Genomic DNA, 24,882 nt, shown 5'->3' with positions numbered 1-24,882 from the left:
AGCCCCAGCGGGGCGCCGCGCCGCGCAGAAAACCTAGCGCGAAAGCGCCGTATGCAGGAAGGATGTCATCGTATCGGCCAGCCCCGGCGCCAGCGGCAGCGACGGGTCGCCGTAGGACGCCAGCTGCGCGCCGTCCGCCGGCACCTTCTTCAGCACGTGGTTCATGCCCTCGACGATCGCCAGACGCGCCCGCGGGCTGGCCTTCCCGAGCGCCTGCGCGTCCGCCACGCCGACCTGGATGTCGGTGGTGCCCTGGACGACCAGGACCGGAACGGCGAGCGCCGCGATGCGCTCGGCCGGCAGGTAGCGGAACTGCGAGATCAGGTAGGGCTGCACGCTCGGACGGTACAGGGCGGCGAGCAGGGGCGGCACCTGCTCGACCGTCTCGCCCCGCTCGAGGGCGCCGAGGATGCGCTCGTTCTCCTTCTGGAGTTCGGGCGGCAGCTTGTCCGCCAGCTGGCGACGCAGTACGGCCGGCAGCGGCGCGCCGGCGCCGGCGATCGAGACCAGGGCGGCGGCGCCGGCCTGCCGCGCCGCGACCATGCCGATCAGGGCACCTTCGCTGTGGCCGATCACGGCGACGGTCGAAAAGCGCGGGTCGCTCTTCAAGCGCGCGATCCAGCCGGCGGCATCGTCGATGTAGGTCTCGAAGCGCAGCGCCGCTTCGCTGCCCATGGCGGACGCGCTGGCGCCGATGCCGCGCTTGTCGTAGCGGACCGAGGCGATGCCGGCCTGCGCCAGCGCCTGGGCCAGCATGCGCAGGCTGTCGTTGCGGCCAGGGAGCATGCGCGAGTTGCCGTCGCGGTCCGTGGGGCCGGAGCCGGCGATGATCAGTGCCACCGGGACGGGTGCTTTCGCGGCGGGCAGCAGCAGGCTGCCGGCGAGCTGGCCGGTCGGGGTGTCGAGCACGATGTCGACATCGCGCGGCGCCTGCGCAAACACGAACGCCGGCACGAATGCAAGCGCAAACGCAACCGCGAGCACCAGGATAGACAGCAGCCTTACCATCATCGCACCTCCGATTGTCGAGAAACAGATTCTACGCCAGCAGCGGCCCCAGGCGCGGAATCGCGGCCAGCGAATTACGCCAGGCCGCCTGCCTTACCTCGGCTGCGTCCATCCCGCGCAGGCCGGCCAGCGCCGCGCCGATCGCCGGCAGCTGTTCGGGGCTGTTGCGCGCCGGGTGGATCCAGCTCGGCGAAATGTCCGGCGCATCGGTCTCCAGCACGATGGCGTCGAGCGGCAGCTCGCTCGCCAGGCGCCGGATCTGCAGCGCGCGGGTGAAGGTCATGGCGCCGCCGAAGCCCAGGTGCATGCCGAGCCTGATGAAGGTCTCGGCCTGCTGGAAGGAGCCGTTGAAGGCATGCGCGATGCCGCCCGCCGGGGTGATCTGGCGCAGGTGCTTCAGGACCTGGTCCTGCGAGCGGCGCACGTGGGTCAGCACCGGCAAACCGAAGTCGCGCGCGATGCGCAGCTGCTCGCGGAAAAAGCGCTCCTGCTTTTCGCGCATCGCCGGCTCGCACAGCATGGGGATGAAGAAGTCCAGGCCGATCTCGCCGATGGCCACAAAAAGCGGGTCGCCGATTGCCGCTTCCACCGCCTGGCGCAGCGCGACCAGGTCTTCGTCTTGCGCCTGCGGCACGTAGATCGGATGGATGCCGAGCGCATAGCTGGCGTTCTTCGACAGCGCATGCGACTGCGCCGCCAGCGCGGCCACCTCGCCGAAGTTGGCGCGCGCCACGGCCGGGATCACGATCATCGACACCCCCTCCTGCCCGGCGCGCTGCGCGACCTCGAGCGATTGCGCGCCGAATTCGTGGGCGTCGAGGTGGCAGTGGGTGTCGATCCACATGGCTTACGCTTCCAGCGGTTGCAGGCCGTGCTCGGTCATGCGCAGCGCGCGGTCGCAGCGGCGCGCCAGTTCCATGTCGTGGGTGACGATGACGAAGGAGGTGCCGAGGGTGCGCGACAGTTCCAGCATCAGGTCGAAAATCGCCATTGCCGTGGTGTGGTCGAGGTTACCGGTCGGTTCGTCGGCCAGCACGCAGGCCGGTTGCGTGACCAGCGCGCGCGCCAGGGCCACGCGCTGGCGCTCGCCGCCGGACAACTCGCCGGGACGGTGCACCACGCGTTTGCCGAGGCCCACGCGCTCGAGGATGGCCTGGGCCTTTTCGACCGCCACCGCGCGCTTCTCGCGCCGGATCATCAGCGGCATGGCGACGTTGTCGAGGGCCGAGAACTCGGGCAGCAGGTGGTGGAACTGGTAGACGAAGCCGAGCGAGTGGTTGCGCAGCTCGCCGCGGCGGGTCTCGGACAGGGTCGCGAAGTCTTCGCCCAGCAGGGTCACCGAGCCGGTGGTCGGGGTGTCGAGGCCGCCCAGCAGGTGCAGCAGGGTCGACTTGCCCGAACCGGACGCGCCGACGATGGCCACGCGCTCGCCGCGGCGGATCGCGAAGTCGATGTTGTCGAGCACCCGCACCTGGTAGTCGCCCTGCTTGAAGGTCTTGCCGAGGGCGCGGCAGGCCAGTACGGGGGTATCGGTCATGTTACTCATAACGCAGCGCCTCCGCCGGCTTGACCTTCGACGCCGAGCGGCTCGGGTAGATCGTGGCCACGAAGGCCAGCAGCACGGCGATGCCGCCGATTGTAAACACGTCCGGCCAGCGCAGGTCCGACGGCACGGTGCTGTTTTGGTAGATATCCTTCGACAAGAACTGCACTCCCAACAAATGTTCAATGAATGGAACGATGACATCGATGTTCAACGCGACCAGCACGCCGCCCGCCACGCCGACCACGGCGCCGAGGACGCCGACCAGCGCGCCCTGGATCATGAAGATCTTGCGGATCGACGCCGGCGAGGCGCCGAGGGTGCGCAGGATGGCGATGTCGGCCTGCTTGTCGGTCACCGTCATCACCAGGGTCGACACCAGGTTGAAGGCGGCCACCGTGATGATCAGGGTCAGGATGATGAACATCATCTTCTTTTCGGTCTGTACGGCGCCGAACCACACGGCGTTCAGCTTCGACCAGTCGCGCATCTGGTACTCGCCCGGCATCGATTTCTCCAGCTCGGCGGCCACCTGCGGCGCCTGGCGCATGTCGGCGATGCGCAGGCGCAGGCCGGCCGGCGCCGACAGGCGCTCCATCTTCTCGGCGTCCTGCAGGCTCACGAACGCCATGCCGGCGTCGAACTCGGCGTGGCCGGATTCGAAGATGCCGGAGACGGTGAAGCTGCGCATGCGCGGCAGCATGCCCGCCGGCGTGGTCTGGGCCTGGGCCAGCAGCATGGTCACCTTGTCGCCCACCTGCAGGTTCAGGCCGGCCGCCAGCGCGTAGCCGAGCACGATGTTGAAGCTGCCCGGCGCGAGCGAATCGAAGCTGCCCTGGCGCATGGTGCTGGCCACCTCGGAGATGTTGCGCTCGGCCTCGGGCAGCACGCCGCGGATGGTGGCCGGGCGCATCGCGCCGTCGCGCTGCTGCAGCAGGCCTTGCGACTCGACGAAGGGCGCGGCCGCCTTGACGGCCGGATTCTTCAGCGCCTGCCGGGCGGCTTCGCGCCACTGCGGCATGTCGCCGCGGGTGTCGAACACCTCGATGTGGGCCAGGACCGACAGCATGCGGTCGGTCACCTGCTTCTGGAAGCCGTTCATCACCGACAGCACGATGATCAGGGCCGCCACACCCAGCGCGATGCCGGCGACCGAGATCAGCGAGATAAAGGACAGGAAGCCGCTCTGGCCGGTGCCTTTGCCGGCGCGCGTGTAGCGCAGGCCGACCAGCCACTCGAACGGCAGTTTATGGACAATGCTCATGGATGACTCACATCTTCATTCGTAGCGCAGGGCTTCGGCCGGCTTCACGCGCGCCGCCGCCCAGCTCGGGTAGAGGGTGGACAGGAAGGCCAGCAGCACCGCCACGCCGCCGATCGCGCCGACGTCGACCCAGCGCACGTCGGACGGGATCTCGCTGATCAGGTAGATCTCCTTCGACAGGAACTGGATGCCGAAGGCCTGCTCGATGGCCGGCACGATGACGTCGACGTTCAGCGCCACCGTCACGCCCAGCAGCACGCCGAGCAGGCTGCCCAGCACCCCGACCAGGCTGCCCTGGACCATGAAGATCTTCATCACCGAGCGCGGCGAGGCGCCCAGGGTGCGCAGGATGGCGATGTCGGCCTGCTTGTCCTTGACCGTCATGACCAGGGTCGACACCAGGTTGAAGGCGGCCACCGCGATGATCAGGGTCAGGATGATGAACATCATGCGCTTTTGCGACTGCACGGCGGCGAACCAGATGGTGTTCACCTGCGACCAGTCGCGCACCACGTAGTCGCCGGCCAGGCCGCGGCGCAGCTCGGCCGCCACCTGCGGCGCCCCATGCAGGTCGTGCAGGCGCAGGCGCAGGCCGAGCGGCCCGACCAGCCCGGCGGCCTGGATCGCGTCGTCGATCTGCACGAAGGCGAGCATCGAATCGAATTCGTAGTGGCCGGCCTCGAAAATGCCGGAGACGACGAAGTTCCGGGTGCGCGGCGCGGCCGGGGCGCCGTTCTCGAGCGTTCCCACGGTCCCTAGCAGCATGGTGACGCGCTCGCCCACGCCCACGTGCAGGGCGTCGGCCAGGGCGCGGCCCAGCACGATGTTCATGGTGCCCGGCCGCAGCGCGTCGAAGCGCCCCTGCTTCATCTGCCGGGCGACGTCCGAGACCTTCGCTTCCTCGCCCGGGATCACGCCCCGTACCAGCACCGGCTTCATCACGCCGTCGCGCAGCATCATGCCCTGCACCTCGACGAAAGGCGCGGAAGCGGCCACCGCCGGGTTGCGCGCGGCCTCGGCACTGACCGCGCGCCAATCCGGCATGGCGCCGCGCACGTCGAAGATCTCGACATGGGCCAGCACCGACAGCATGCGGTCGGTCACTTCCTTCTGGAAGCCGTTCATCACCGACAGCACCACGATCAGGGCGGCCACGCCGAGCGAAATGCCGGCCACCGAGATCAGCGAAATGAACGAAATAAAACGGTTACGGCCGCTGCGCTTGCCGGCGCGCGTGTAGCGCAGTCCGACCAGCCATTCGTACGGCAGTGTGTACTTGAAACTCATGAATTTGTAGTGTTTGACAACTGACCCCGCAGTTTGCCACACAAAACTCATCCATGACAGGGCGCACGCCCACGTAAAGCACGCGAACAGCACACGAAAACGCTGTGGCGACGCCGTCACGAGGAGGTGGATACCCGCTGCGCCATGAGGCCCGGCCCGGCCATGTGGCCCGATTTGACCTACAATCACGCCATGTCCCAGATTACGCTCGTCCTTCCCTTCGCCCTTCCCGTCCCCGAATTCGCGCCCGACCTGGTGCGCGCCCTGCAGGCGCCCGGCCTGGCCGCCCTGCTCTCGCGCACCGCGAGCCAGCGCCGCCTGGCGGCCGACGAGGCGGTGCGCGCCCTGCCGCACGAGCAATGGCTGGCGCGCACGCTCGGCCTGGACGCGGGCGGCCGCCCGGCCTTTGCCGCTGCCGCGATGCGCGCCTACGGGCTCGACCCTGCGGACGGCACATGGTTCATCGTCAACCCGGTGCATATCGAGATTGCACGCACCCACCTGATGATGGGCGACCCGCAGGGCCTGGGCCTGCCTGAGGCGGACAGCCGCGCGCTGTTCGACGCGGCCAGGCCCTATGTAGAGGAAGCCGGCCACGCCCTGCGCTACGGCGACGCCCAGACCTGGTTCCTGCGCGCCGACGACTGGCGCGAGCTCGACACCGCCACGCCCGGGGCCGCGCTTGGCATGGACTTGACCGACTGGATGCCGGAAGGCCGGAACGCGGCCGCCTTCCGCCGCCTGCAGAACGAGATCCAGATCCTCTGGCATACGCATCCGGTCAACGCCGCGCGCGAATCGTGCCGCCTGCCGGCCGTGAACGCGTTCTGGCCCTGGGGCGGAACGCCGGGGTCCGCCACGCCATCCGCCACACCGGCGGCGCGCCTGCGCCTGGCCGCGTTCGACGCGCCCGCCTGGCTGACCCAGCTTGCCGACGCCAGCCCCACCGACCTGGCGCAGTTCGCCAGCACGGTCGACGGCGACACCCTGCTGGTCTGCGGCAGCGTCGCGCCCTATGCGCTGGCCGCCGACTGGGGCGGCTGGGTCGCCGCCATGGGACAACTTGAAGCCGGGCTGTTCGCACCCATCTTGGACAGCCTGAAGGCCGGCCGCCTGCGCGAAGTGCGCCTGGTTCTGTCGCACCGCGACGCGCTTGCCGAATTCACCACCAACGCCATGGCGCAACGCAAGTTCTGGCGCCGCCCGACCCTGGATTGCCTGCTTTGAAAACCCGCATCACCACCCGTCCCTGCCCGTTCCGCACCTCCGAGCTCTTGCGCCAGGGGGGCGTACACCCCGTGCTGGCGCGCATCTACGCGGCGCGCGGCCTGCTCGATCCGCGCGAACTGGCCAGCGAACTGGCCGCGCTGGCGCCGCCCGCCGGTCTGAAGCACATCGACGCCGCGGCCGTGTTCCTGGCCGATGCGATCGCCGCGCAAAAGAACATGACCATCGTCGCCGACTACGATTGCGACGGGGCGACCGCGTGTGCGGTGGCCCTGCGCGGGCTGCGCGCGATGGGCGCCCGGATCGACTACATCGTGCCGAACCGTTTCGAGTACGGCTATGGCCTGACGCCCGAGATCGTCGAACTGGCGGTGCGCGAAAAGGCGCCGGACGTCATCATCACCGTCGACAACGGCATCGCCAGCATCGACGGCGTGCTGGAGGCGAACCGGCGCGGCATCGAGGTCGTGGTCACCGATCACCACCTGCCGGGCGACGCCTTGCCGCCGGCGCGCGTGATCGTCAATCCGAACCAGCCCGAGTGCGGCTTCCCGAGCAAGCACCTGGCCGGCGTCGGCGTGGTCTTTTATGTCCTGCTGGCGCTGCGCGCCGAACTGCGCCGACGCGGCGTGTTCGATGCGCAAACCCAGCCGAAGCTGGACAACCTGCTCGACCTGGTCGCCCTCGGCACCGTGGCCGACGTGGTGAAACTCGACGCCAACAACCGCATCCTGGTCGCGCAAGGCATCAAGCGCATGCGCGCCGGGCGCATGCATCCCGGCGTGGCGGCGCTGTTCCGGGTCGCCGGACGCGAAGCGCGCTGCGCCTCGCCCTTCGACCTCGGCTTTGCCGTCGGCCCGCGCCTGAACGCCGCCGGCCGCCTGGAAGACATGTCGCTCGGGATCGAATGCCTGGTCACCGACGACGAAGGCCGCGCCTGGGCCATCGCCCAGCAGCTCAACGAGATCAACCTGAAGCGGCGCGAGATCGAGGCCGAGATGCAGGACACGGCGCTCTTGCACCTGGACGACTTCCAACCGACCGACAGCAGCACCATCGCCGTCTTCGACGAGGGCTGGCACCAGGGCGTGATCGGCATCGTCGCTTCGCGCCTGAAGGAGAAATTCTACCGCCCGACGATCACCTTCGCGCCGGGCGGACTGGGGCTGATCAAGGGCTCGGGGCGCTCGATCCCGGGCTTCCACATGCGCGACGCGCTCGACCTGGTCTCGAAGCGCGTGCCCGGCCTGATCGACAAGTTCGGCGGCCACGCGATGGCGGCCGGCCTGACCATCCGCGCCGACCACTTCGACACCTTCTGCGAGGCGTTCGAGGCGGTCGGTCGCGCCTGGCTGAGCGAGGCGCAGCTGGAACGCGTGATCGAGACCGACGGCCCGCTCGAGGACGAGTTCTACAGCACCAGCTTCATCGAACTGTGCGACGGCCAGGTCTGGGGCCAGGGCTTCGCCCCGCCGGTGTTCTGCGACGAATTCCGGGTGATGAGCCAGCGCGTGCTGAAGGACAAGCACCTCAAGCTGCTCCTCGAACGTAACGGCCGGCGCTACGACGCGATTTGGTTCGGCCACACCGACGCGCTCGGCGAGCGGGCGCGCGTGGCGTTCCGGCTCGATGCGAACGAGTACAACGGCGTGACCAAGGTGCAGCTCTTGGTCGAGCACGCCGAGCCAGTCTGATTTTCGTGGGTTGGGTTCTTGCACCCACCCCACGCCCTGACTCACCTTCGGTTTTGTAGGGTGGACACAGGTGTCCACCCTACCGTCCGCAATCGCAGCCGCGATCGAACACGATCTTCCACGTCCCCGGCCCTTCCAGCCGCCAGACCGAATTGAAGCGCCCGACCTGCTTGCCGTCCGGGCCTGTGACCGGCCCGCTGCTGTAGGCCAGCGTGCCCGAGGCCAGCACCTCGACCTCGTCCGGCGCCCAGGCGAAGGGCGAGGCGGCGCCGTCGAAATAGGCGCGCCAGGCCGAGGCCACGGCGTCGCGGCCGCGCTGGGCGCCGCCCGGCGCCATGAACACGGCCTCCTTCGAGAGGAAGCTGCCGAATGCCTCGAAATCGCGCGCCGCCATCGTCGCCGCGAAGGCGCGCTCCGTCTCCATTACCTGTTGCCTGAGTTCTTCCTGCGTGCCGCGCGAGCCGCGCGCCATGCAGGCACCGATGACCACCGCCACCAGCGCGCCCAGGAGTATGCCTGCCGATCGCCAACCCATGGAAATATCCTTTTCCTTTTGACAAGTCGGCGCCAATTCTGTCATGGCGCCATTCCCTTGACAACTAGCAGTTGCATGGGTTTCGAAATCGGAGTATAAAGACTCCAGAAACGGAGGAAATCCATGAGCCTCGCCTATGCCTACCCCACCAGCCGCTTCGAGCCGGCGGTCCTCGTCGACCTGAATTCGCGCGCCGAGCGCGAGCGCCTGTCGCAGTCCGCGCTGAAGGGCTTCTTCAAGCTGGCCGCCGCCTGGCAGCTGCGCGACGAAGATGCGCGCGAGCTGCTCGGCGGGCTGTCCGCGTCCAGCTTCTACGACTGGAAAAAGAACCCCGACCGGCTGCTCGAGGTCGACCGCATCACCCGCATCTCCTACCTGCTGGGCATCTACAAGGCCCTGCACATCCTGTACGGCGACAAGCTCGCCGACGAATGGGTCGCCCTGCCGAACACCAACATCATCTTCGGCGGCCGCACCCCGCTCGCCACCATGCTGGGCGGCGGCCTGCTGGCCATGCAGACGGTACGCAAGCTGCTCGACGCGCGCCGCGGAGGTCTCTGATCTTGCCGGTCGTCCCCAAACTCACCGCCCTGCGCCTGATCGACACCTGCCGCCTGATCCCCTCGCGCTTCGCCGAGGCCGAGGATTCGGTGCTGGCGCCGCTGGCCGAAAACGACGCCGTCCTGCGCGACCTGTTCGACCTCGACAACGCCACCAACGAACGGCTGCGCGGCGAAGCCGGCCTGCTGCCCGGCATCGGCGTCGACGAACTGGTGTTCGGGGTGCCGAATTTCCGCATCATCAATGCGGCCTACACCTACGCCCGTCCCGAAGGCAGCCGCTTCAACGACGGCGAGCGCGGCGCCTGGTATTGCGCTTTCGAGGCCGAGACCGCGCTGGCCGAGGTCAGCTTCCACAAGACCGTCGAGTATGCGGAAATCGGGCGCTTCGACGACAGCGTCACCTACCAGGCGATGCTGGCCGACTTCAGCGCCAGCTTCCACGACATCCGCGGCGTGAAGAGCTTCGACGCCTGCCTCGATCCGCGCAGCTACGTCGCCTCGCAGCTCCTCGCCGCCGAGCTGCTGGAACAGGGTTCGATGGGCATCGTCTACCCGAGCGTGCGCCGGCCCGAGGGCACCAACCTGGCCTGCTTCCGTCCCGCACTGGTGGGCAATGCGCGCAAGGGCGTGGCCTATCGGTTAACATGGGCGGGCTCGCCGCAGCCGCGGATCGAGATCATCCCGAACCATCGCAACACTTATGAAAACCAAGCCTGAAAACGACACCGAGCTGCACGACAAGATCAACCGCGAAACCGCCCGCGTCAAATGGGACGAGCTGGAGCGCCATTTCGCCCAGGGCAACGTGATCTACGTCAGCGAGAGCCTCGACCTGATCGACGTCGCCATGCGCATCTCGCACGACGACAAGGAGAATATCGCGCGCTGGATGGCTGAGGGCAGGATCGCCAAGGTCTCGGACGTGCAGGCCCAGAGCTGGGCGGCCGGTGAGATCGTGCTCTGGGGCACCGTGGTCCATCCCTTTATCCTGGTCCAGCCGGAAAAGAAGCAGCTGCACTAACGTAGCTGTACTAAGTAGCCGCACCAGGCTTCCTTCCCCTGCCGCGGGCGCGCCCTTGCGCCGCCCGCCCGCCTTCCTTTCTCGATAATTGCAACATCGCCAACCCGGCATGTTGCAATTTTGCCGCACAGCATCAATTTGCCTGAGACCGCTGCTATACTCGTCGCAGCAGCGCAGCTGTGCCTGCCGGCGATGCGGCATCCGCCGGCGCGTCCTGCGCACTTCCACAATTCGCCGCAATGCGCGGCCCGTCCATCCGCAGTCCACCGTTTATCCAGGAACCCAACCGTGAAGAACCTCAAGATCGGCGCCCGCCTCGGCATCGGCTTTGCGATCGTGCTCGCCCTGCTGGTGGCGTTGGCCGTCACCGCCCTCACCCGCATGCAGTCGGCGGGAGACATGACCAACCGCCTGGTCCATACCAGCATCAAGAACCAGCGCAACGTCGCCGAATGGGGCAAGCACATCGAGGTCAACAGCGCGATGATCGAGACCGCCTTCGTCGCCACCGACCGCGCCCTGGTCCTCGACATCGCCGAGCGCATGAAAGCCGTGTCGGCGCGCTCGACCCAGCTGCAGCAGGACATCGAAAGCTCGCTGCGCAACGAGGGCGTGAAGGCGCAGTTCGCCATCGTCAAGGACCTGCGCACCGGCTACCTGGAAGCGCGCGCCGCGCTGTTCAAGGCCAAGCTCGACGGCGACGACGCGCTCGCCGCGAAGATCCATGCCGAGCAGATGGTGCCGCGCACCGCCGCCTTCCTGGCCGCGATGAACAAGCTGGCCACCATGCAGATCGCCGCCGCCGATGCCGTCGCGACCGGCATCCTCGATTCCTACCAGAGCACCCGCGTGATCCTGATCAGCCTGAGCGTCGCCGCGCTCGGTCTGGGCATCGCCTGCGCCGTCCTGATCACGCGCTCGATCACCGTGCCGATCCGCGCAGCCGTGGCGGTGGCCGAACAGGTCGCCGGCGGCGACCTGAGCAGCCGCGCCGTCGCCCAGGGCCGCGACGAGACCGGCCAGCTGATGCGCGCCCTCGGCAGCATGACCGCCTCGCTGGCCGAGATCGTCGGCCGCGTGCGCAGCGGCACCGGCGCCATCGCCACCGCCTCGAACGAGATCGCCGCCGGCAACCTCGACCTGTCGAGCCGCACCGAACAGCAGGCCGGCTCGCTCGAGGAAACCGCCTCCTCGATGGAAGAACTGACCTCGACCGTGAAGCAGAATGCGGACAACGCCCGCGAAGCGAACCGCCTGGCGCGCAATGCCGCGGCGATCGCCGGCGACGGCGGCGCGGTGGTCGCCGAAGTGGTCGGCACCATGGGGTCGATCAACGCGTCCTCGCGCAAGATCGTCGAGATCATCGGCGTCATCGACGGCATCGCCTTCCAGACCAACATCCTGGCGTTGAACGCGGCCGTCGAAGCGGCGCGCGCGGGCGAACAGGGCCGCGGCTTCGCGGTCGTCGCCGGCGAAGTGCGCAACCTGGCCCAGCGCTCGGCCACCGCCGCCAAGGAGATCAAGCAGCTGATCGACGATTCCGTCAGCAAGGTCGCGGCCGGCACCGGCCAGGTCGACCGCGCCGGCGCCACCATGACCGAGATCGTGCGCAGCATCGAGCACGTCACCACCATCATGGCCGACATCGCCGCCGCCAGCGAAGAGCAGAGCGCCGGCATCGAGCAGGTCAACGTGGCAATCACCGAAATGGACCGCGTGACCCAGCAGAACGCCGCCCTGGTCGAGCAAGCCTCGGCCGCCGCCGAATCGATGCAGGACCAGGCCGACACGCTGGCCCGGCTGGTCAGCACCTTCCGCCTCGACACCGACGGCGCGGCACCTCACGCGGCTCCCGCATCCCGCGCCCAACGCGCCGAACCGCGCCTGGCGCTGGCGACACCGGCGTAAACGGCCGCCACGCGGCACCTTCACGTAGGGTGGGTTCTTGAACCCACCGCCGTTCGCCGGCCCCCCGCCGCCCCCGAGCTCGCCAGTCGCGGACCGCCCGGCATAGGTCAATGGCAGGCGCCTTCCGGCCCCGCCGCACCTGTCACCGTCAGCGCATCGGCGGCGCCTCCGCGTCACCCCGGCCAGGCGTGCTTACCCGGCCAGCGCCGGCGCCCGGCGCGGCGCCGGTCCGCGCGCGGCGTCGCCGGCTTCCAGCTGGAAGGTGTTGACCACGGCGGCCAGTTCGCCCGCCTGCTGGCGCAGCGCCTGGGCCGCGGCCGAGGCTTCCTCGACCAGGGCCGCATTCTGCAGCGTCATCTCATCGAGGCGCACGATGGCGGCGTCGACCTGCTCGATGTCCTCGCGCTGGGTGCGCGTCGCGCCCGAGATGCTGCCCATGATCTGGTTCACGCGCTGCACCCCGGCGACCACCTCGCGCATGGTCGCGCCGGCCTCGCCGACCAGCGCGGCGCCGGCGCCGACCTTGCCGACCGAATCCTCGATCAGCGCCTTGATCTCCCTGGCCGCCGCCGCCGAACGGCCGGCCAGGTTGCGCACTTCGCTCGCGACCACCGCGAAGCCGCGCCCCTGCTCACCGGCGCGCGCCGCCTCCACGGCCGCGTTCAGCGCCAGGATATTGGTCTGGAAGGCGATCGAGTCGATCACCGTGATGATTTCCTCGATCCGGCGCGAGGAGTCCTGGATCAGGTTCATGGTCGCAACCACGCCCTCGACCGCCGCCCCGCCCTGCGCCGATACCGTCGCCGCCTGGTCGGCCAGGACGCTGGCCTGCGCCGCGTACTCGGCATTCTGGCGCACCGAGCCGATCAGCTGCTTCATCGACCCGGCGATCTGGGCCAGGGCGGCGGCCTGGGTCTCGGTGCGGCTCGAGAGGTCGAGGTTGCCGGCCGCGATCTCGTTCGAGGCGGCGGCGATCGCCTCGGTCCCGCCGCGCACCTTGGACACGATCGCGCCCAGGCTGTCGCGCATGCTGCGCATCGCCGCCAGCAGGCTGGCGGGACGGGCGCGCCGGGTATCGACCTCGCGGTGCAGTTCGCCCTGGGCGATCGCGCGCGCCACGTCGGCCGCATAGGCCGGCTCGCCGCCCAGCTGGCCGAGCAGGTTGCGCGAGATCGCCAGGCCGATCACCACGCACAGCAGTGCGCACAGCACGGCCAGGCTGGCGATCCAGTAGCGCGCGCCCGCGGCCTCGGCCGCCGCAGCCTCGCCGGCGCTGCGGGTGCGCACCTGCAGCTCCTTTACCAGCACGTCGATATCGGCCACGATCTGGCGCCGCAGCGGGCTGCACTCCTGCACCAGGAAGCTGCCGTAGGCATCCATCTCGCCGGCCGCGCGGAAGCGCCGCGGACGTTCGAGTTCGCGCGCCATCGCCAGCAGGCCTTCCTTGACCCGCGCGTACTGGGCATTCGCGCCCAGCACCGGATCGAGCCGGGCCAGCGCCGCCAGATAGTCGGCCTTGCGCGCGTCGACCAGGTCCAGTTCCCGCTGCGCCGCCTGTGCATCCTGGAAGATGTAGGCATTGCGCGCTGCGATGCCGGTCTGGCCGAGCGCCTCGCGCGCCGCGTACAATGGTTCGAGCTGGACATTGTGGAAGGCTTCCGCTTCGACCAGCGCGGTCTCGATGCTGTTGACGCGCGACAGCGCAAAGGCGGCCAGCGTCAAGGTCACGAGCAGGACCAGCGCAAACGCCGCAAACAGTCGCACCGACACGCGGGCTTCAGAAAACTTCATTATTGCTCCTGGATGGGGAGAAGAGCGGCGCCGTGCGCCGGATTGACGAAATTGCGTGAGATTGTGAATCAATAATTGCTTTAAATCAACCGAATTCGCCGGATTCACGATTTCTGGCGTAACTTCTCGTTGAAAGGACGGAGTGCTTAGGTAGTTTCATCAAATCAGCTATACTGCTATAAAGCGTAGGAATATTGATGAACAGCAATTTAAGAGAAGAAGACCCGATTCTCACGACGAGCGCGGCCGCGCGCATGCTCGGTGTTGCCACCAGCACGGTCCAGTTATGGATGGAAAGCGGCGCGATCGATTCGTGGAAGACACCGGGCGGACACAGGCGCACCCGCGAAAGCCATATTCGCGCCCTGATGAACAAGGTCGGCGGACACGATGCCGGCGCCGGCGGCCGCCGCGTGCTGAGCGCTCCGCTCGACCCCGAGTTCCTGCCGACACCCGATGCCGCATTCCCGGTCGGCCCGGACGAGGCTGCGCGCCTGGCCGCGCTGGCGGGATCCGGCCTGATCGACAGCCCGGCCGAAGAGCGTTTCGACCGCATCGTGCGGCTGGCCTCGATGGCGACCGATTCCCCGATCGCCCTGATCTCGCTGCTGACCTCGCGCCGCCAGTGGTTCAAGGCCCGCGTCGGCCTGGGGCCGCAGCAGACCCCGCGCGAGTGGGCCTTCTGCTCGCATGCGATCCTGCAGGACCAGCCCTTCGTGATCGAGGACGCGGCCGCCGACGAACGTTTCAGCGGCAACCCGCTGGTGCTGGCCGATCCCCACATCCGCTTCTACGCCGGCGTTCCGCTGCGCGAGCCGGGCGGCCAGGCGATGGGCACCCTGTGCGTGATCGACCGCGAGCCGCGTAAACTCCGTTCGTCCGAGCTGCAGGCCCTGCTCGACCTGGCCGAGATCGCGGCGACCGAAATCGCACGCAGCGACAAATAAACCGCGCGTCCGCACTTGAACGACGGCGGCTGCTCATTCCCGTAGGGTGGGCGCCCCGTGCCCACGCGTGACGCCTGCATCGTGTTGGCGCCTATAAAGCGCAGCGTCTGCTCAACGTTTACGCGTGGGCACGTTCGTCATCGAGGCCCCCGGCCTCAATGACCCCACCCTACGGTCGGTTTCCGTACCCGTCGGTGTGCATCCACGCGCCCGCCGCGGGGCGCGCCATCAATCCCGCGCCCGGTGCGTCATCGCATGCGCCGCCTGGCGCATCAACAGCTCCGCCTTGCGCGGATCCGGTTCGGTCAGCGCCAGCTGCTGCAGCGCCTCGGGATATTCGAGCGCCGCCGCCATCTCCAGCCAGCGGCGCGCCGCCGCCTCGTCGCGCGGCCCACCCTCGCCCGCCGCCAGCATGTTCGCCAGCACGAACATCGCCGCCGGCACGCCGCCTTCGGCGGCCGTCGTGAGCAACCTCACCGCGCGCGCCGGGTCCGCCGGCATGCCGTCGCCATTGCGCACCTTGAGTGCCAGCCGGTAGGCCGCCCCGGCGTCACCGGCCTCGGCCCGCCCCTGGGGCGCGGCCGGCGTCACGTCTGCGGCGGCGGCGGCGCCGGCGGCAAGCGCCAGGGCCAAGATCAGTCCCGGCAAGCCAAGCCGCTTCATTGCGCCAGGTCGACCGCGTACAAGGCGAACCCCTTGCCCTGGCCATCGTCGGCGCGCAGCTGGCGTACGTTGCCCAGCCCTGCCTCCTGGGCCAGCCCCAGCATGCCCGGCGCCGAGTGGAACACCACCGGACCGGCGGTCTTCACCGGCGCGAAACGCCAGCTGCGGGCGGCGCCGTTGGCCGCGCGCGTCAGCTTCTTCACGTCGCGGACATAGGCGATCAGCACGTCGCGGCTGGTATCCGGCGAGGCCAACACGGTCTTGCTGCCGTCCAGGCCCGGGAAGTTGCCGCCGCCGCTGGCGCGGTAGTTGTTGGTGGCGACGATGAATTCCTGCGCCGGATCGACCGGCGCGCCGTGCAGCGTCAGCTTGCCGATGCGCTGCCCCGGCGGCTGGGTCACGTCGATCTCGTAGCCGATCGCGCTGTCGGTGACGGTATCGAAGTTATAGCTCGGGAAGCTGGCGTTGATCAGTTCCTGCGGCGCGGTGTTCGATGGATCGATGGTGTTGAAGCGGCGCGCCGACGTTTCCAGCCAGGCCTTCAGCCCTGCGCCGTCGACCTTCACCGCATACAGCGCGTTCGGATAGAGGTAGAGGTCGGCCGCGTTATTCAGCGCCAGGTTCCCGGCCGGGACGTCGGTGAAATCGAAGGCGCCCGCATTGCCGCTCTTGAACGCCGCCGACATCGACAGCACCGGCAGCTTCGCGCACTGCGGCAGGTTGGCCGCGATGTACTGCTTCACGTAGGCGGTCTGGGCCTGGTTCACCACCTGCAGCGCCGACGGGTCGCCCACGTCGGCGAAATAGGTCGTCATGCGGAACTCGCTGCTGCCGACCGGCGTCTTCACGTAGGCGATGGTGGCGTCGTGCTCTTCCTTGATCAGGGCCAGGACCTGCGGGTCGGGCGCGACAAACGACTTGTCGGCGTTCTGGGCGGCGCGCGCCTCGACCAGGGTCTTGTCCTTCTCGATTGTCCAGCGCTTGCCGTCGGCGCGCAGGTGGAAGGCGATCAGGCCCAGGTGCTTGCCCCAGAGGTTGGCCATCACCGTCGGCACGCCATGCACCAGGCCTTTCGCCTTGTCCACGCCCGGCAGGTTGAACTGCGGCGCAGTGCTGGCCGCGTTCGGGAACAATTGGTGCGAGTGACCGAGCAGCATCGCGTCCACGCCTTCTACCCGCGCCAGGTAGTAGCCGGCGTTTTCCATCTGCGGCGTGTAGGGACTGGCATCCAGGCCGCCGTGGGCGATCGCGACGACGATGTCGGCACCCTTGCGGCGCATCTCGGGCACGTACTTCTCGGCCGCCTCGACCACGCCGGTGGTGTAGACCTTCCCTTCGAGCCAGCGCTTGTCCCAGGACATGATGGTCGGCGGCGTGAAGCCGATGATGCCGACCTTGACGGTGGCCGTGATCTTCCTACCCTGCGCATCCGTGCCGCCGATCTTCTTCTCGACGATCCGGTAGGGCTCGAACAGCGGCTGCTTCGTTTTCGCGCTGTAGACGTTGGCCAGCACCTGCGGGAAGGCCGGGCCGGCGCAGCGCTTCGGCTGTTCGACGCCGTCGACCTTGAAGCGGTTGCCGGTCACCTGCGACAGGTAAGCCAGCCCGTAGTTGAATTCGTGGTTGCCGATCGAGGCGCCGTCGTACTTCAGCGCGTTCATCACCTTGTAGATGCCCAGCGTCTGCTCGCAGCGCACCGGTGCGACCAACGCCTGGTAGTCGGCCAGCGCATTGCCCTGGATCGTGTCGCCGTTATCGAACAGCACCGTGTTGGCGTAGTCGCCGCGTGCCTGGGCGATCAGGCTGGCAGTACGGTCCAGGCCGATCGACGGCTCGGCGGCCAGCTTGAAGTAGTCGTAACCGACCACGTTCGAGTGCAGGTCGGTCGTTTCCAGCACGGCCAGCACGGCGGTCGCGCCTTTCGGGGCAGGCTTGGCGGCGAGCGCCGGCGCCGACATGGCCAACAGCGCAGGCAGTAGCCCGTGAGCGATTTGATAAGGGATTGAGTGTCGCATGAGTAATTCTTAGGTAGGATGCGCTGGATGATACGGCAGCGGCGCAGCACCGAGCAAGAACGGGAGCAAGAACGGGAGCAAGAACGAACCCCGGGGCGCCGCGCCGCGCGGGCCGTCTGCGGTATAATCGAAGGTTCGATTCAACTCATAAAACGCCAAGATCATGGAAGCTGAACGCATCAACGCCATCTCCGCCCTGCTGAACGACCTGACCAGCCGTGAAGCCGAACTTCGGAGGTATCTTTGACTTCGATCGCAAGTCAGAGAAACTAGAACAGGTCAACCAGGAACTCGAGGACCCGGCCGTCTGGAATGACCAGAAACGGGCCCAGGACCTCGGCAAGGAAAAGAAGGCGCTGGAAGGCGTCGTGCTGACGCTCGAGAAAGCGCGCAACGACCTCACGGATGCCACCGACCTGTTCGAGATGGCAAAGGAAGAAGGCGACCACGGCACCCTGGAATCGATCGGCGGCGACGCCGAGGAGATCCAGAAGACCATCGAGTCGATGGAATTCCGCCGCATGTTCAGCAACCCGATGGACCACGCCAACTGCTTCATCGACATCCAGGCCGGCGCCGGCGGCACCGAAGCCCAGGACTGGGCCTCGATGCTGCTGCGCCAGTACCTGCGCTACTGCGAACGCAAGGGCTTCAAGGCCGAGGTCATGGAAATGTCCGAGGGCGAGGTCGCCGGCATCAAGACCGCCACCATCAAGGTCGAGGGCGAGTACGCCTACGGCCACCTGCGCACCGAGACCGGCGTGCACCGCCTGGTGCGCAAGTCGCCGTTCGACTCGGCCAACGGCCGCCACACCTCGTTCACCTCGCTGTTCGTATATCCGGAAGTCGACGAATCCTTCGAGATCGAGATCAATCCGGCCGACGTGCGCATCGACACCTACCGCGCATCGGGCGCGGGCGGCCAGCACATCAACAAGACCGACTCCGCGGTGCGCCTGACGCACGGGCCGTCGGGCATCGTGGTCCAGTGCCAGAACGACCGCTCGCAGCACCGCAACAAGGCCGAGGCCTGGGACATGCTGCGCGCCAAGCTGTTCGAGCTCGAGCTGCGCAAGCGCATGGCCGAGCAGCAGAAGCTGGAAGACTCGAAGACCGACGTCGGCTGGGGCCACCAGATCCGTTCCTACGTGCTGGACCAGTCGCGCATCAAGGACCTGCGCACGGGCTTCGAGACCGGCAACACCAAGAACGTGCTGGACGGCGACCTGGACGACTTCATCTCCGCCTCGCTCAAGCAGGGCGTGTAAGCGATGACCATGGCAAAACGGGCCTTCGTGTTCGACATGGACGGCACCATCGTCGACAACATGGCCTTCCACACGGACTCGTGGATCGCCTTCTTCGCGCGCCGCGGCCGGGCCATCGACGCGGACGAATTCTTCCGCGCGACGGCCGGCCGCCAGGGCGGCGAGATCATTCGCAGCTACCTGGGCGAGCACCTCACCGATGAAGAAGTCGCGGCGCTCAACCACGAAAAGGAATCGGTCTACCGCGAGCTGTACGCGCCGCACCTGAAGCCGGTCGCCGGCTTCGAGGCGCTGCTCGACCAGGCGCAGCAGCACGGCGTGAAGCTGGCGGTCGGCACCGCGGCGCCGCCGGCGAACGTCGCGTTCACCCTCGACGGCCTGGACCTGCGCCGCCATTTCGATGCGATCGTCGGCGCGACGGATGTTGCGCGGGGTAAGCCGCATCCCGACGTGTTCCTGAAGGCGGCCGAACTGTGCGGCGTGGCGCCCGAGCACTGCATCGTGTTCGAGGATGCGCCGCTGGGCGTGGAAGCGGCGCGCCGTGCCGGCATGCGCTGCGTCGTCCTGACCACCACCCTGCCCGCGTCCAGCTTCGCCGGCTACGACAACGTCATCGCCATCGTGCGCGACTTCACCGAACTGAAGGCCGAACTGCTGTTCGCCTGAAACTTAACAAACACTGTTATCCCATCATGACTACGGAAAACCAAGACCAGACGCCGGTAGTGGCGCTCGACGAAAACAAGATCATGGCCGAGCGCCGCGCCAAGCTGGCCGCGCTGCGCCAGCAGGGCAATCCCTTCCCGAACGACTTCGTCCCCCAGGACAAGGCCGCGGACCTGGTCGAGACCTACGGCGGCAAGACCCGCGAAGAGCTGGAAGCCGAACCCGTGAACGTGACGCTGGCCGGCCGCATGATGCTGCGCCGCGAAGCCGGCAAGAAGGCCGCGTTCGCGACCCTGCAGGACAGCTCGGGCCCGGCGGCCAGTGGCCGGATCCAGATCTACATCACCCTCGATTCCGCCGGCGAAGAAGCCATGGAAGCCCTGCGCAGCTACGACCTGGGCGACATCCTGGGCATCGAAGGCACGCTGTTCAAGACCAAGGTCGACGAACTGACCGTCAAGGTCAGCAAGCTGCGCCTGATCGCCAAGGCCCTGCGCCCGCTGCCGGACAAGTTCCACGGCCTGGCCGACCAGGAGACCAAGTACCGCCAGCGCTACGTCGACCTGATCATGAACGAAGAGACGCGCCGCACCTTCAAGGCGCGTACCGCCGCGATGTCGTCGATGCGCCGCTTCATGGAAGAGCACGGCTTCATGGAAGTCGAGACCCCGATGCTGCACCCGATCCCGGGCGGCGCCGCGGCCAAGCCTTTCGTCACCCACCACAATGCGCTGGACATGGAAATGTACCTGCGCATCGCGCCCGAGCTCTACCTGAAGCGCCTGGTGGTCGGCGGTTTCGACCGCGTGTTCGAGATCAACCGCAACTTCCGCAACGAAGGCGTGTCGGTCCGTCACAACCCGGAATTCACGATGATGGAATTCTATGCGGCCTACACCGACTACAAGTGGATCATGGACTTCACCGAGCAGGTGATCCGCCAGGCCGCGATCGATTCGAACGGCAGCGCCGTGCTGACCTACGGCGGCCGCGAGCTGGACCTGTCCAAGCCCTTCCAGCGCCTGACCATCGTCGAAGCGATCGACAAGTATGCGCCGGGCTACACCCCGGAGCAGCTGAACTCGATGGATTTCCTGAAGCAGGAACTGCTGAAGTTCGGCGTCAAGCCCTTCGCCACCGCCGGCCTGGGCGCGCTGCAACTGGCGCTGTTCGAAGAGACCGCCGAAGCCCTGCTGTGGGAACCGACCTTCATCATCGACTACCCGGTCGAAGTGTCGCCGCTGGCGCGCGCTTCCGACACCCGCGAAGGCATCACCGAGCGCTTCGAGCTGTTCATGGTCGGCCGCGAGATCGCCAACGGCTTCTCGGAGCTGAACGATCCGGAAGACCAGGCCGCGCGCTTCCTGTCGCAAGTGGCCGCCAAGGACGCGGGCGACGACGAGGCGATGTTCTACGACGCCGACTACATCCGCGCGCTGGAATACGGCATGCCGCCGGCCGGCGGCTGCGGCATCGGCATCGACCGCCTGATGATGCTGATCACCGACTCGCCGAACATCCGCGACGTGCTGCTGTTCCCGCACCTGCGCAAGGAAGACTGATCGCGTTCGATCGCGAATAGAAACGGGGCGCTGCATGCGCCCCGGTTTTTATTGTCTGCTGTGATGATGGCGCTGTTTTTGTAGGGTGGACTCCTGAGTCCACGCTGTACAGTATGCGCGTACCACCAACCCGAATCCGGTGGTGCGGCCTCAACGAGCCTACGGCGAACGTTCCCGATCCGGCGCTGCTGCACCGCGTGGACACAGGTGTCCACCCTACGAAAAACAACAACCCGCCTTACTTCACGATCGTATAGTGGCGTAGGGTGGGGACTTGTCCCCACGCGGTGATCGTTATCGGCGAGATCATCCGGCGGGAAATCGGAGCCGCCAACGATCGCCGCGTGGGTTCAAGAACCCACCCTACGAAAGCGCCGGGCGCGGCCCCGGCTTTTCAACGTTGGCTTCGAACGTGGCGTAGGGTGGGGACTCGTCCCCACGCGGTGATCGTTATCGGCGAGATCATCCGGCGGGAAATCGGAGCCGCCAACGATCGCCGCGTGGGTTCAAGAACCCACCCTACGAAAGCGCCGGGCGCGGCCCCGGCTTTTCAACGTTGGCTTCGAACGTGGCGTAGGGTGGGGACTCGTCCCCACGCGGTGATCGTTATCGGCGAGATCATCCCGCGGGAAATCGAAGCCGCCAACGATCGCCGCGTGGGTTCAAGAACCCACCCTACTTCACGATCGTATAGCAAGGCACGTACGCCTTGCCCGGCAATTTCATCCGGCTCTGCTCCACGAACGAGGTCAATAGCGCATCCATCGGCTCCATGATCGCGCTTTCGCCGTGGATCTCGTACTTGCCGTGCTCCTCGATCGCGCGGATGCCCTCTTCCTTGACGTTGCCAGCCACCACGCCCGAGAACGCGCGGCGCAGGTTTGCCGCCAGCAGGTGCGTTTCCTGGTTCTTGTGCAGCGACAGGTTGCGCATGTTTTCGTGGGTCGGCTTGAACGGGCGCTGGAATTCCTGGTCGATCTTCAACAGCCAGTTGAAATAATAGGCATCGCTGTGCGCCTTGCGGAATTCGCGCACCTGCTTGATCCCGGCGTGCATTTCGCGCGCGACCGCGTCCGGATCGTCGATGATGATCTTGTAGCGCGCGCGCGCCTTGTCGCCCAGGGTTTGCCCGATGAAGCTGTCGATCTGCTCGAAGTATTCGCGCGCGGTGGCCGGGCCGGTGAAGATCAGCGGGAAAGGCATCTCGGCATTATCGGGATGGAGCAGGATGCCGAGGATGTAGAGAATCTCTTCGGCCGTGCCGGCGCCGCCCGGGAACACGCAGATGCCGTGGCCGACGCGCACGAACGCTTCCAGGCGCTTTTCGATGTCCGGCATGATGATCAGGTCGTTCACGATCGGATTCGGCGATTCGGCGGCGATGATGCCGGGTTCCGAAATGCCGATATAGCGCCCGCCCTGCAAGCGCTGCTTGGCGTGGCCGATGGTGGCGCCTTTCATCGGGCCTTTCATCGCGCCCGGGCCGCAGCCGGTGCAGATGTCGAGTTCGCGCAAACCGAGCGCATAGCCGACCTCTTTCGAATAATTGTATTCGACGCGGTTGATCGAATGGCCGCCCCAGCACACCACCAGATTCGGATTGCGCTGCGGCTGCAACAGGTTGGCGTTGCGCAGGATGTGGAATACCGCGTCGGTAATGCCTTCCGGGCGCGACAGGTTGAAACGCGGATTATCGGTGACTTCGAAATTCACGAAGACGATATCGCGCAGCACCGAGAACAGGTGCTCGTGGATGCCCTTGATCATCTTGCCGTCGACGAAGGCCATGGAGGGCGCGCCGCGGATATCGAGCTTGATGCCGCGCTCGCGCTGGATGATGCTGATATCGAAACTGCTGTAGCGTTCCAGCAGTTCCTTGCCGTCGTCGATCGAGCTGCCCGAGTTGAGGACGGCGAGCGAACATTTGCGGAATACGGAATACAGGCCACCCTGGCTGGTATCGAGGAGCTTGGCCACTTCGGCCTTGGACAGGACTTCCAGCCGGCCTTCCGGCGAAATCAGGGTATCGACGACGTCGTATTTCATGCAGGTCTTCCTTTTCTGACGTTCTTGTTAGGACAGCTCGAGAAACCGCAGCAAAGGATCACGTCTTCGCAGCGGGTGCGCATGCCGATGCGCAGCGGGCTTCTCGCGTTGCCCGGAAACGAAAATGGCTGTTTCACCAATATACGACAACTGGCGGGGACATGCGTGCCCAATCCGCGCACCGTTTGTGCCGCGCTGCACCATCCGCGCGCGTGTTTACCACAATGGCAAATATTTTTCTTGAGGTCAGCAATTTCCTCTAAAATGCGTGCGGATTGAATGCCGGGCAAGCCGGCTTTCGAACAAAAACAGCTATTCTTAAAACACTATTTCGGGAGGAACCGCATGAGCGGTGCAGCTGCTACACCCGCCGACAAGGTCGTCATTCCAGAGTTCAAACAGATCATGGGCCACCCAGCGCCGCTGTGGATGCTGTTCATGACCGAATTCTGGGAACGCTTCGCCTTCTACGGCATCCGTTGGGCCCTCGTGCTCTACATCGTCGCCCAGTTCTACGGCGGCGACGCCGTCGGCCAGGCCGACGCCAACCTCACCTACGGTTCCTACCTCGCGCTGGTCTACGCCGGCGCCGTCTTCGGCGGCCTGATCGCCGACCGCGTCATCGGCTACCAGCGCTCGATCCTGATCGGCGCCGTGTTCATGGCGGCCGGCCTGTTCATGATCACGATCCCGAGCCAGGACGTGTTCAAGCTCGGCCTGGCCACCATCATCGTCGGCAACGGCATGTTCAAGCCGAACATCTCGACCATGGTCGGCAAGCTGTATTCGCTGAACGACACCCGCCGCGACTCGGGCTTCACCATCTTCTACATGGGCATCAACGCGGGCGCCTTCATCGCCCCGATCCTGACCCAGATCATGGCCCAGAACATGGGCGACGGCACCACCCCGGCCTACAAGGTCGTGTTCTTCGCCTCCGGCGTCGGCATGCTGATCAGCCTGGTGTGGTTCTACATCGGCCGCAAGACCCTGGCCGGCATCGGCGCACCGGAACCGCAGGCGCAAGGCATGGGCCGTCCGCTGGCCGTCATCATCGGCAGCGTGATCGTCATCCCGGGCGTCTACTTCCTGCTCAAGCTCGGCGCCAACACCCTGCAGGTGATCCTGACCGTCCTGTTCATCGCCCTGGCGCTGATGCTGATGGTCGAAGGCATCCGCAACGGCAAGGTCGCGCGCGACAAGACCATCGCCATGATGATCATCTTCGCCTTCAACATCCTGTTCTGGATGTTCTTCGAACAGGCCGGTTCCTCGTTCACCTTCCTGGCCGACCAGATCGTCGACCGCCAGTTCGGCGACTGGACCTTCCCGGTCGCCTGGTTCCAGAGCGTGAACTCGGTCGCCATCATCGCTTTCGCACCGATCATCGCCGCGATCTGGGTGATGCTGGGCCGCCGCAACGCCAACCCGTCGATCCCGCGCAAGTTCGGCCTGGGCCTGATCTTCAACGGCCTGGCCTTCGGCCTCCTGATGTACGCGCTGTCGACCCTGGTCGACGACGCCGGCAAGATCCCGTTCTGGACCCTGTTCACGGTCTACTTCATCCAGTCGGTAGGCGAGCTGTGCCTGTCGCCGATCGGCCTGTCGATGGTCACCAAGCTGGCGCCGGTGCGCCTGGTCGGCCTGGGGATGGGCGGCTGGTTCCTCTCGACCGGCATCGGCAACAACCTGTCGGGCATCTTCGCGTCGCACGTCTCGGGCGAATCGGGCATGTCGATCGGCTCGGCCCTGGGCGGCTACACCTTCGGCTTCTGGTCGCTGGTGGGCGGCGGCGTGCTGCTGTTCCTGATCGCACCGCTGATCCAGAAGCTGATGCACGGCGTGAAGTAATACGTCGCTTCGCTCGAATAAGA

At 66.8% G+C, this 24,882-nt stretch carries 21 protein-coding genes; 11 read left to right on the top strand and 10 right to left on the bottom strand.

Translation table 11 applies throughout. From position 1 onward, the window contains the following. Window positions 1-33: 33 nt before the first annotated feature. From ACFOPH_RS04925 to ACFOPH_RS04905, 5 genes are read right to left on the bottom strand one after another with little or no spacing between them, the layout of a single operon-like run. A complete protein-coding gene (locus tag ACFOPH_RS04925; protein ID WP_379733906.1) occupies window positions 34-1,011 on the bottom strand; it encodes an alpha/beta hydrolase in 978 nt (325 codons plus the stop codon). 28 nt (window positions 1,012-1,039) lie between these two features. Beyond that, window positions 1,040-1,852 (bottom strand): TatD family hydrolase, encoded by an 813-nt coding sequence (locus ACFOPH_RS04920; protein WP_379733904.1) that lies wholly within the window; start codon window positions 1,850-1,852, stop codon window positions 1,040-1,042. Window positions 1,853-1,855: 3 nt separating this feature from the next. Then, complete coding sequence (lolD, locus tag ACFOPH_RS04915; RefSeq protein ID WP_379733902.1) at window positions 1,856-2,545, bottom strand: lipoprotein-releasing ABC transporter ATP-binding protein LolD; 690 nt, start codon at window positions 2,543-2,545, stop codon at window positions 1,856-1,858. A 1-nt stretch (window position 2,546) separates the two neighbouring features. Then, window positions 2,547-3,815, bottom strand: coding sequence for a lipoprotein-releasing ABC transporter permease subunit (locus tag ACFOPH_RS04910; RefSeq protein WP_312553508.1), 1,269 nt, complete (start codon window positions 3,813-3,815; stop codon window positions 2,547-2,549). A 15-nt stretch (window positions 3,816-3,830) separates the two neighbouring features. Then, complete coding sequence (locus ACFOPH_RS04905) at window positions 3,831-5,102, bottom strand: lipoprotein-releasing ABC transporter permease subunit (RefSeq protein ID WP_312553509.1); 1,272 nt, start codon at window positions 5,100-5,102, stop codon at window positions 3,831-3,833. A gap of 192 nt (window positions 5,103-5,294) precedes the next feature. Between ACFOPH_RS04905 and ACFOPH_RS04900 the strand changes: the two genes are divergently transcribed. Both ACFOPH_RS04900 and recJ read left to right on the top strand, forming a co-directional pair. Continuing rightward, on the top strand, window positions 5,295-6,329 hold the full coding sequence (locus tag ACFOPH_RS04900) for a hypothetical protein (RefSeq protein WP_379733899.1): 1,035 nt from the start codon (window positions 5,295-5,297) through the stop codon (window positions 6,327-6,329). Then, a complete protein-coding gene (gene recJ / locus ACFOPH_RS04895) occupies window positions 6,326-8,023 on the top strand; it encodes a single-stranded-DNA-specific exonuclease RecJ (protein WP_312552917.1) in 1,698 nt (565 codons plus the stop codon). The genes ACFOPH_RS04900 and recJ overlap by 4 nt, the downstream gene beginning before the upstream one ends. Window positions 8,024-8,102: 79 nt before the next feature. Here the strand turns inward: recJ and ACFOPH_RS04890 are convergent, their stop codons facing one another. Beyond that, window positions 8,103-8,558 (bottom strand): YybH family protein, encoded by a 456-nt coding sequence (locus ACFOPH_RS04890; RefSeq protein ID WP_379733897.1) that lies wholly within the window; start codon window positions 8,556-8,558, stop codon window positions 8,103-8,105. 123 nt (window positions 8,559-8,681) lie between these two features. On the opposite strand from ACFOPH_RS04890, the gene ACFOPH_RS04885 reads away from it, so the two are divergent. The 4 genes from ACFOPH_RS04885 (at window position 8,682) to ACFOPH_RS04870 (ending at window position 12,050) form a co-directional block, all read left to right on the top strand. Continuing rightward, a complete protein-coding gene (locus ACFOPH_RS04885) occupies window positions 8,682-9,119 on the top strand; it encodes an antitoxin Xre/MbcA/ParS toxin-binding domain-containing protein (protein WP_312552920.1) in 438 nt (145 codons plus the stop codon). Between the two features lie 2 nt (window positions 9,120-9,121). Beyond that, on the top strand, window positions 9,122-9,838 hold the full coding sequence (locus tag ACFOPH_RS04880; protein ID WP_312552923.1) for an RES family NAD+ phosphorylase: 717 nt from the start codon (window positions 9,122-9,124) through the stop codon (window positions 9,836-9,838). Next, window positions 9,822-10,142 (top strand): DUF2288 domain-containing protein, encoded by a 321-nt coding sequence (locus ACFOPH_RS04875; protein WP_312552925.1) that lies wholly within the window; start codon window positions 9,822-9,824, stop codon window positions 10,140-10,142. Before ACFOPH_RS04880 ends, ACFOPH_RS04875 begins: the two co-directional genes overlap by 17 nt. Window positions 10,143-10,430: 288 nt before the next feature. Next, window positions 10,431-12,050: a methyl-accepting chemotaxis protein gene (locus ACFOPH_RS04870; protein WP_379733894.1), complete on the top strand. Its 1,620-nt coding sequence runs from the start codon at window positions 10,431-10,433 to the stop codon at window positions 12,048-12,050. A 192-nt stretch (window positions 12,051-12,242) separates the two neighbouring features. Here ACFOPH_RS04870 and ACFOPH_RS04865 read toward each other — a convergent pair whose 3' ends face one another. After that, window positions 12,243-13,841, bottom strand: a complete 1,599-nt coding sequence (locus ACFOPH_RS04865; protein WP_379733892.1) for a methyl-accepting chemotaxis protein — start codon at window positions 13,839-13,841, stop codon at window positions 12,243-12,245. 197 nt (window positions 13,842-14,038) lie between these two features. On the opposite strand from ACFOPH_RS04865, the gene ACFOPH_RS04860 reads away from it, so the two are divergent. Further along, the gene (locus tag ACFOPH_RS04860) at window positions 14,039-14,788 is read left to right on the top strand and encodes a GAF domain-containing protein (RefSeq protein ID WP_379733890.1); all 750 of its coding nucleotides are present in this window, start codon (window positions 14,039-14,041) and stop codon (window positions 14,786-14,788) included. Window positions 14,789-15,016: 228 nt separating this feature from the next. On the opposite strand, the gene ACFOPH_RS04855 is transcribed toward ACFOPH_RS04860, so the two are convergent. Further along, entirely contained in the window at window positions 15,017-15,451 is a 435-nt protein-coding gene (locus ACFOPH_RS04855) for a tetratricopeptide repeat protein (RefSeq protein ID WP_379733888.1), read from the bottom strand. Further along, window positions 15,448-17,466 (bottom strand): bifunctional 2',3'-cyclic-nucleotide 2'-phosphodiesterase/3'-nucleotidase, encoded by a 2,019-nt coding sequence (locus ACFOPH_RS04850; protein ID WP_379733886.1) that lies wholly within the window; start codon window positions 17,464-17,466, stop codon window positions 15,448-15,450. Before ACFOPH_RS04850 ends, ACFOPH_RS04855 begins: the two co-directional genes overlap by 4 nt. A 163-nt stretch (window positions 17,467-17,629) precedes the next feature. On the opposite strand from ACFOPH_RS04850, the gene prfB reads away from it, so the two are divergent. From prfB to lysS, 3 genes are all read left to right on the top strand, one after another. Further along, a protein-coding gene (gene prfB, locus ACFOPH_RS04845; RefSeq protein WP_312550595.1) for a peptide chain release factor 2 occupies window positions 17,630-18,734 on the top strand; the annotation gives its coding sequence in 2 pieces (ribosomal slippage) (window positions 17,630-17,710 and window positions 17,712-18,734; 1,104 coding nt in all). 3 nt (window positions 18,735-18,737) lie between these two features. After that, entirely contained in the window at window positions 18,738-19,400 is a 663-nt protein-coding gene (locus tag ACFOPH_RS04840; RefSeq protein WP_379733883.1) for an HAD family hydrolase, read from the top strand. A gap of 26 nt (window positions 19,401-19,426) precedes the next feature. After that, window positions 19,427-20,962: a lysine--tRNA ligase gene (gene lysS / locus ACFOPH_RS04835; RefSeq protein ID WP_312550593.1), complete on the top strand. Its 1,536-nt coding sequence runs from the start codon at window positions 19,427-19,429 to the stop codon at window positions 20,960-20,962. Between the two features lie 675 nt (window positions 20,963-21,637). Here the strand turns inward: lysS and ppnN are convergent. Beyond that, window positions 21,638-23,008 carry a nucleotide 5'-monophosphate nucleosidase PpnN gene (ppnN, locus tag ACFOPH_RS04830; RefSeq protein WP_312550592.1) on the bottom strand — a complete coding sequence of 457 codons (1,371 nt, stop codon included), beginning with the start codon at window positions 23,006-23,008 and terminating at the stop codon, window positions 21,638-21,640. Between the two features lie 345 nt (window positions 23,009-23,353). Between ppnN and ACFOPH_RS04825 the strand changes: the two genes are divergently transcribed. Next, complete coding sequence (locus tag ACFOPH_RS04825; RefSeq protein ID WP_312550591.1) at window positions 23,354-24,859, top strand: peptide MFS transporter; 1,506 nt, start codon at window positions 23,354-23,356, stop codon at window positions 24,857-24,859. Window positions 24,860-24,882 lie beyond the last annotated feature (23 nt).

The sequence above is a fragment of the Massilia haematophila genome, assembly GCF_042647645.1.
Classification (GTDB): domain Bacteria; phylum Pseudomonadota; class Gammaproteobacteria; order Burkholderiales; family Burkholderiaceae_D; genus Telluria; species Telluria haematophila.
This window is presented reverse-complemented; position numbering and strand designations above follow the sequence as displayed.

Bases quoted from the DNA above. Each gene is read 5' to 3' on its own strand.
- ACFOPH_RS04925 (WP_379733906.1), bottom strand. From the start codon at position 1,011: ATGATGGTAAGGCTGCTGTCTATCCTGGTGCTCGCGGTTGCGTTTGCG.
- ACFOPH_RS04920 (WP_379733904.1), bottom strand. From the start codon at position 1,852: ATGTGGATCGACACCCACTGCCACCTCGACGCCCACGAATTCGGCGCG.
- lolD (WP_379733902.1), bottom strand. From the start codon at position 2,545: ATGACCGATACCCCCGTACTGGCCTGCCGCGCCCTCGGCAAGACCTTC.
- ACFOPH_RS04910 (WP_312553508.1), bottom strand. From the start codon at position 3,815: ATGAGCATTGTCCATAAACTGCCGTTCGAGTGGCTGGTCGGCCTGCGC.
- ACFOPH_RS04905 (WP_312553509.1), bottom strand. From the start codon at position 5,102: ATGAGTTTCAAGTACACACTGCCGTACGAATGGCTGGTCGGACTGCGC.
- ACFOPH_RS04900 (WP_379733899.1), top strand. From the start codon at position 5,295: ATGTCCCAGATTACGCTCGTCCTTCCCTTCGCCCTTCCCGTCCCCGAA.
- ACFOPH_RS04890 (WP_379733897.1), bottom strand. From the start codon at position 8,558: ATGGGTTGGCGATCGGCAGGCATACTCCTGGGCGCGCTGGTGGCGGTG.
- ACFOPH_RS04885 (WP_312552920.1), top strand. From the start codon at position 8,682: ATGAGCCTCGCCTATGCCTACCCCACCAGCCGCTTCGAGCCGGCGGTC.
- ACFOPH_RS04875 (WP_312552925.1), top strand. From the start codon at position 9,822: ATGAAAACCAAGCCTGAAAACGACACCGAGCTGCACGACAAGATCAAC.
- ACFOPH_RS04865 (WP_379733892.1), bottom strand. From the start codon at position 13,841: ATGAAGTTTTCTGAAGCCCGCGTGTCGGTGCGACTGTTTGCGGCGTTT.
- ACFOPH_RS04860 (WP_379733890.1), top strand. From the start codon at position 14,039: ATGAACAGCAATTTAAGAGAAGAAGACCCGATTCTCACGACGAGCGCG.
- ACFOPH_RS04855 (WP_379733888.1), bottom strand. From the start codon at position 15,451: ATGAAGCGGCTTGGCTTGCCGGGACTGATCTTGGCCCTGGCGCTTGCC.
- ACFOPH_RS04850 (WP_379733886.1), bottom strand. From the start codon at position 17,466: ATGCGACACTCAATCCCTTATCAAATCGCTCACGGGCTACTGCCTGCG.
- ACFOPH_RS04840 (WP_379733883.1), top strand. From the start codon at position 18,738: ATGACCATGGCAAAACGGGCCTTCGTGTTCGACATGGACGGCACCATC.
- lysS (WP_312550593.1), top strand. From the start codon at position 19,427: ATGACTACGGAAAACCAAGACCAGACGCCGGTAGTGGCGCTCGACGAA.
- ppnN (WP_312550592.1), bottom strand. From the start codon at position 23,008: ATGAAATACGACGTCGTCGATACCCTGATTTCGCCGGAAGGCCGGCTG.
- ACFOPH_RS04825 (WP_312550591.1), top strand. From the start codon at position 23,354: ATGAGCGGTGCAGCTGCTACACCCGCCGACAAGGTCGTCATTCCAGAG.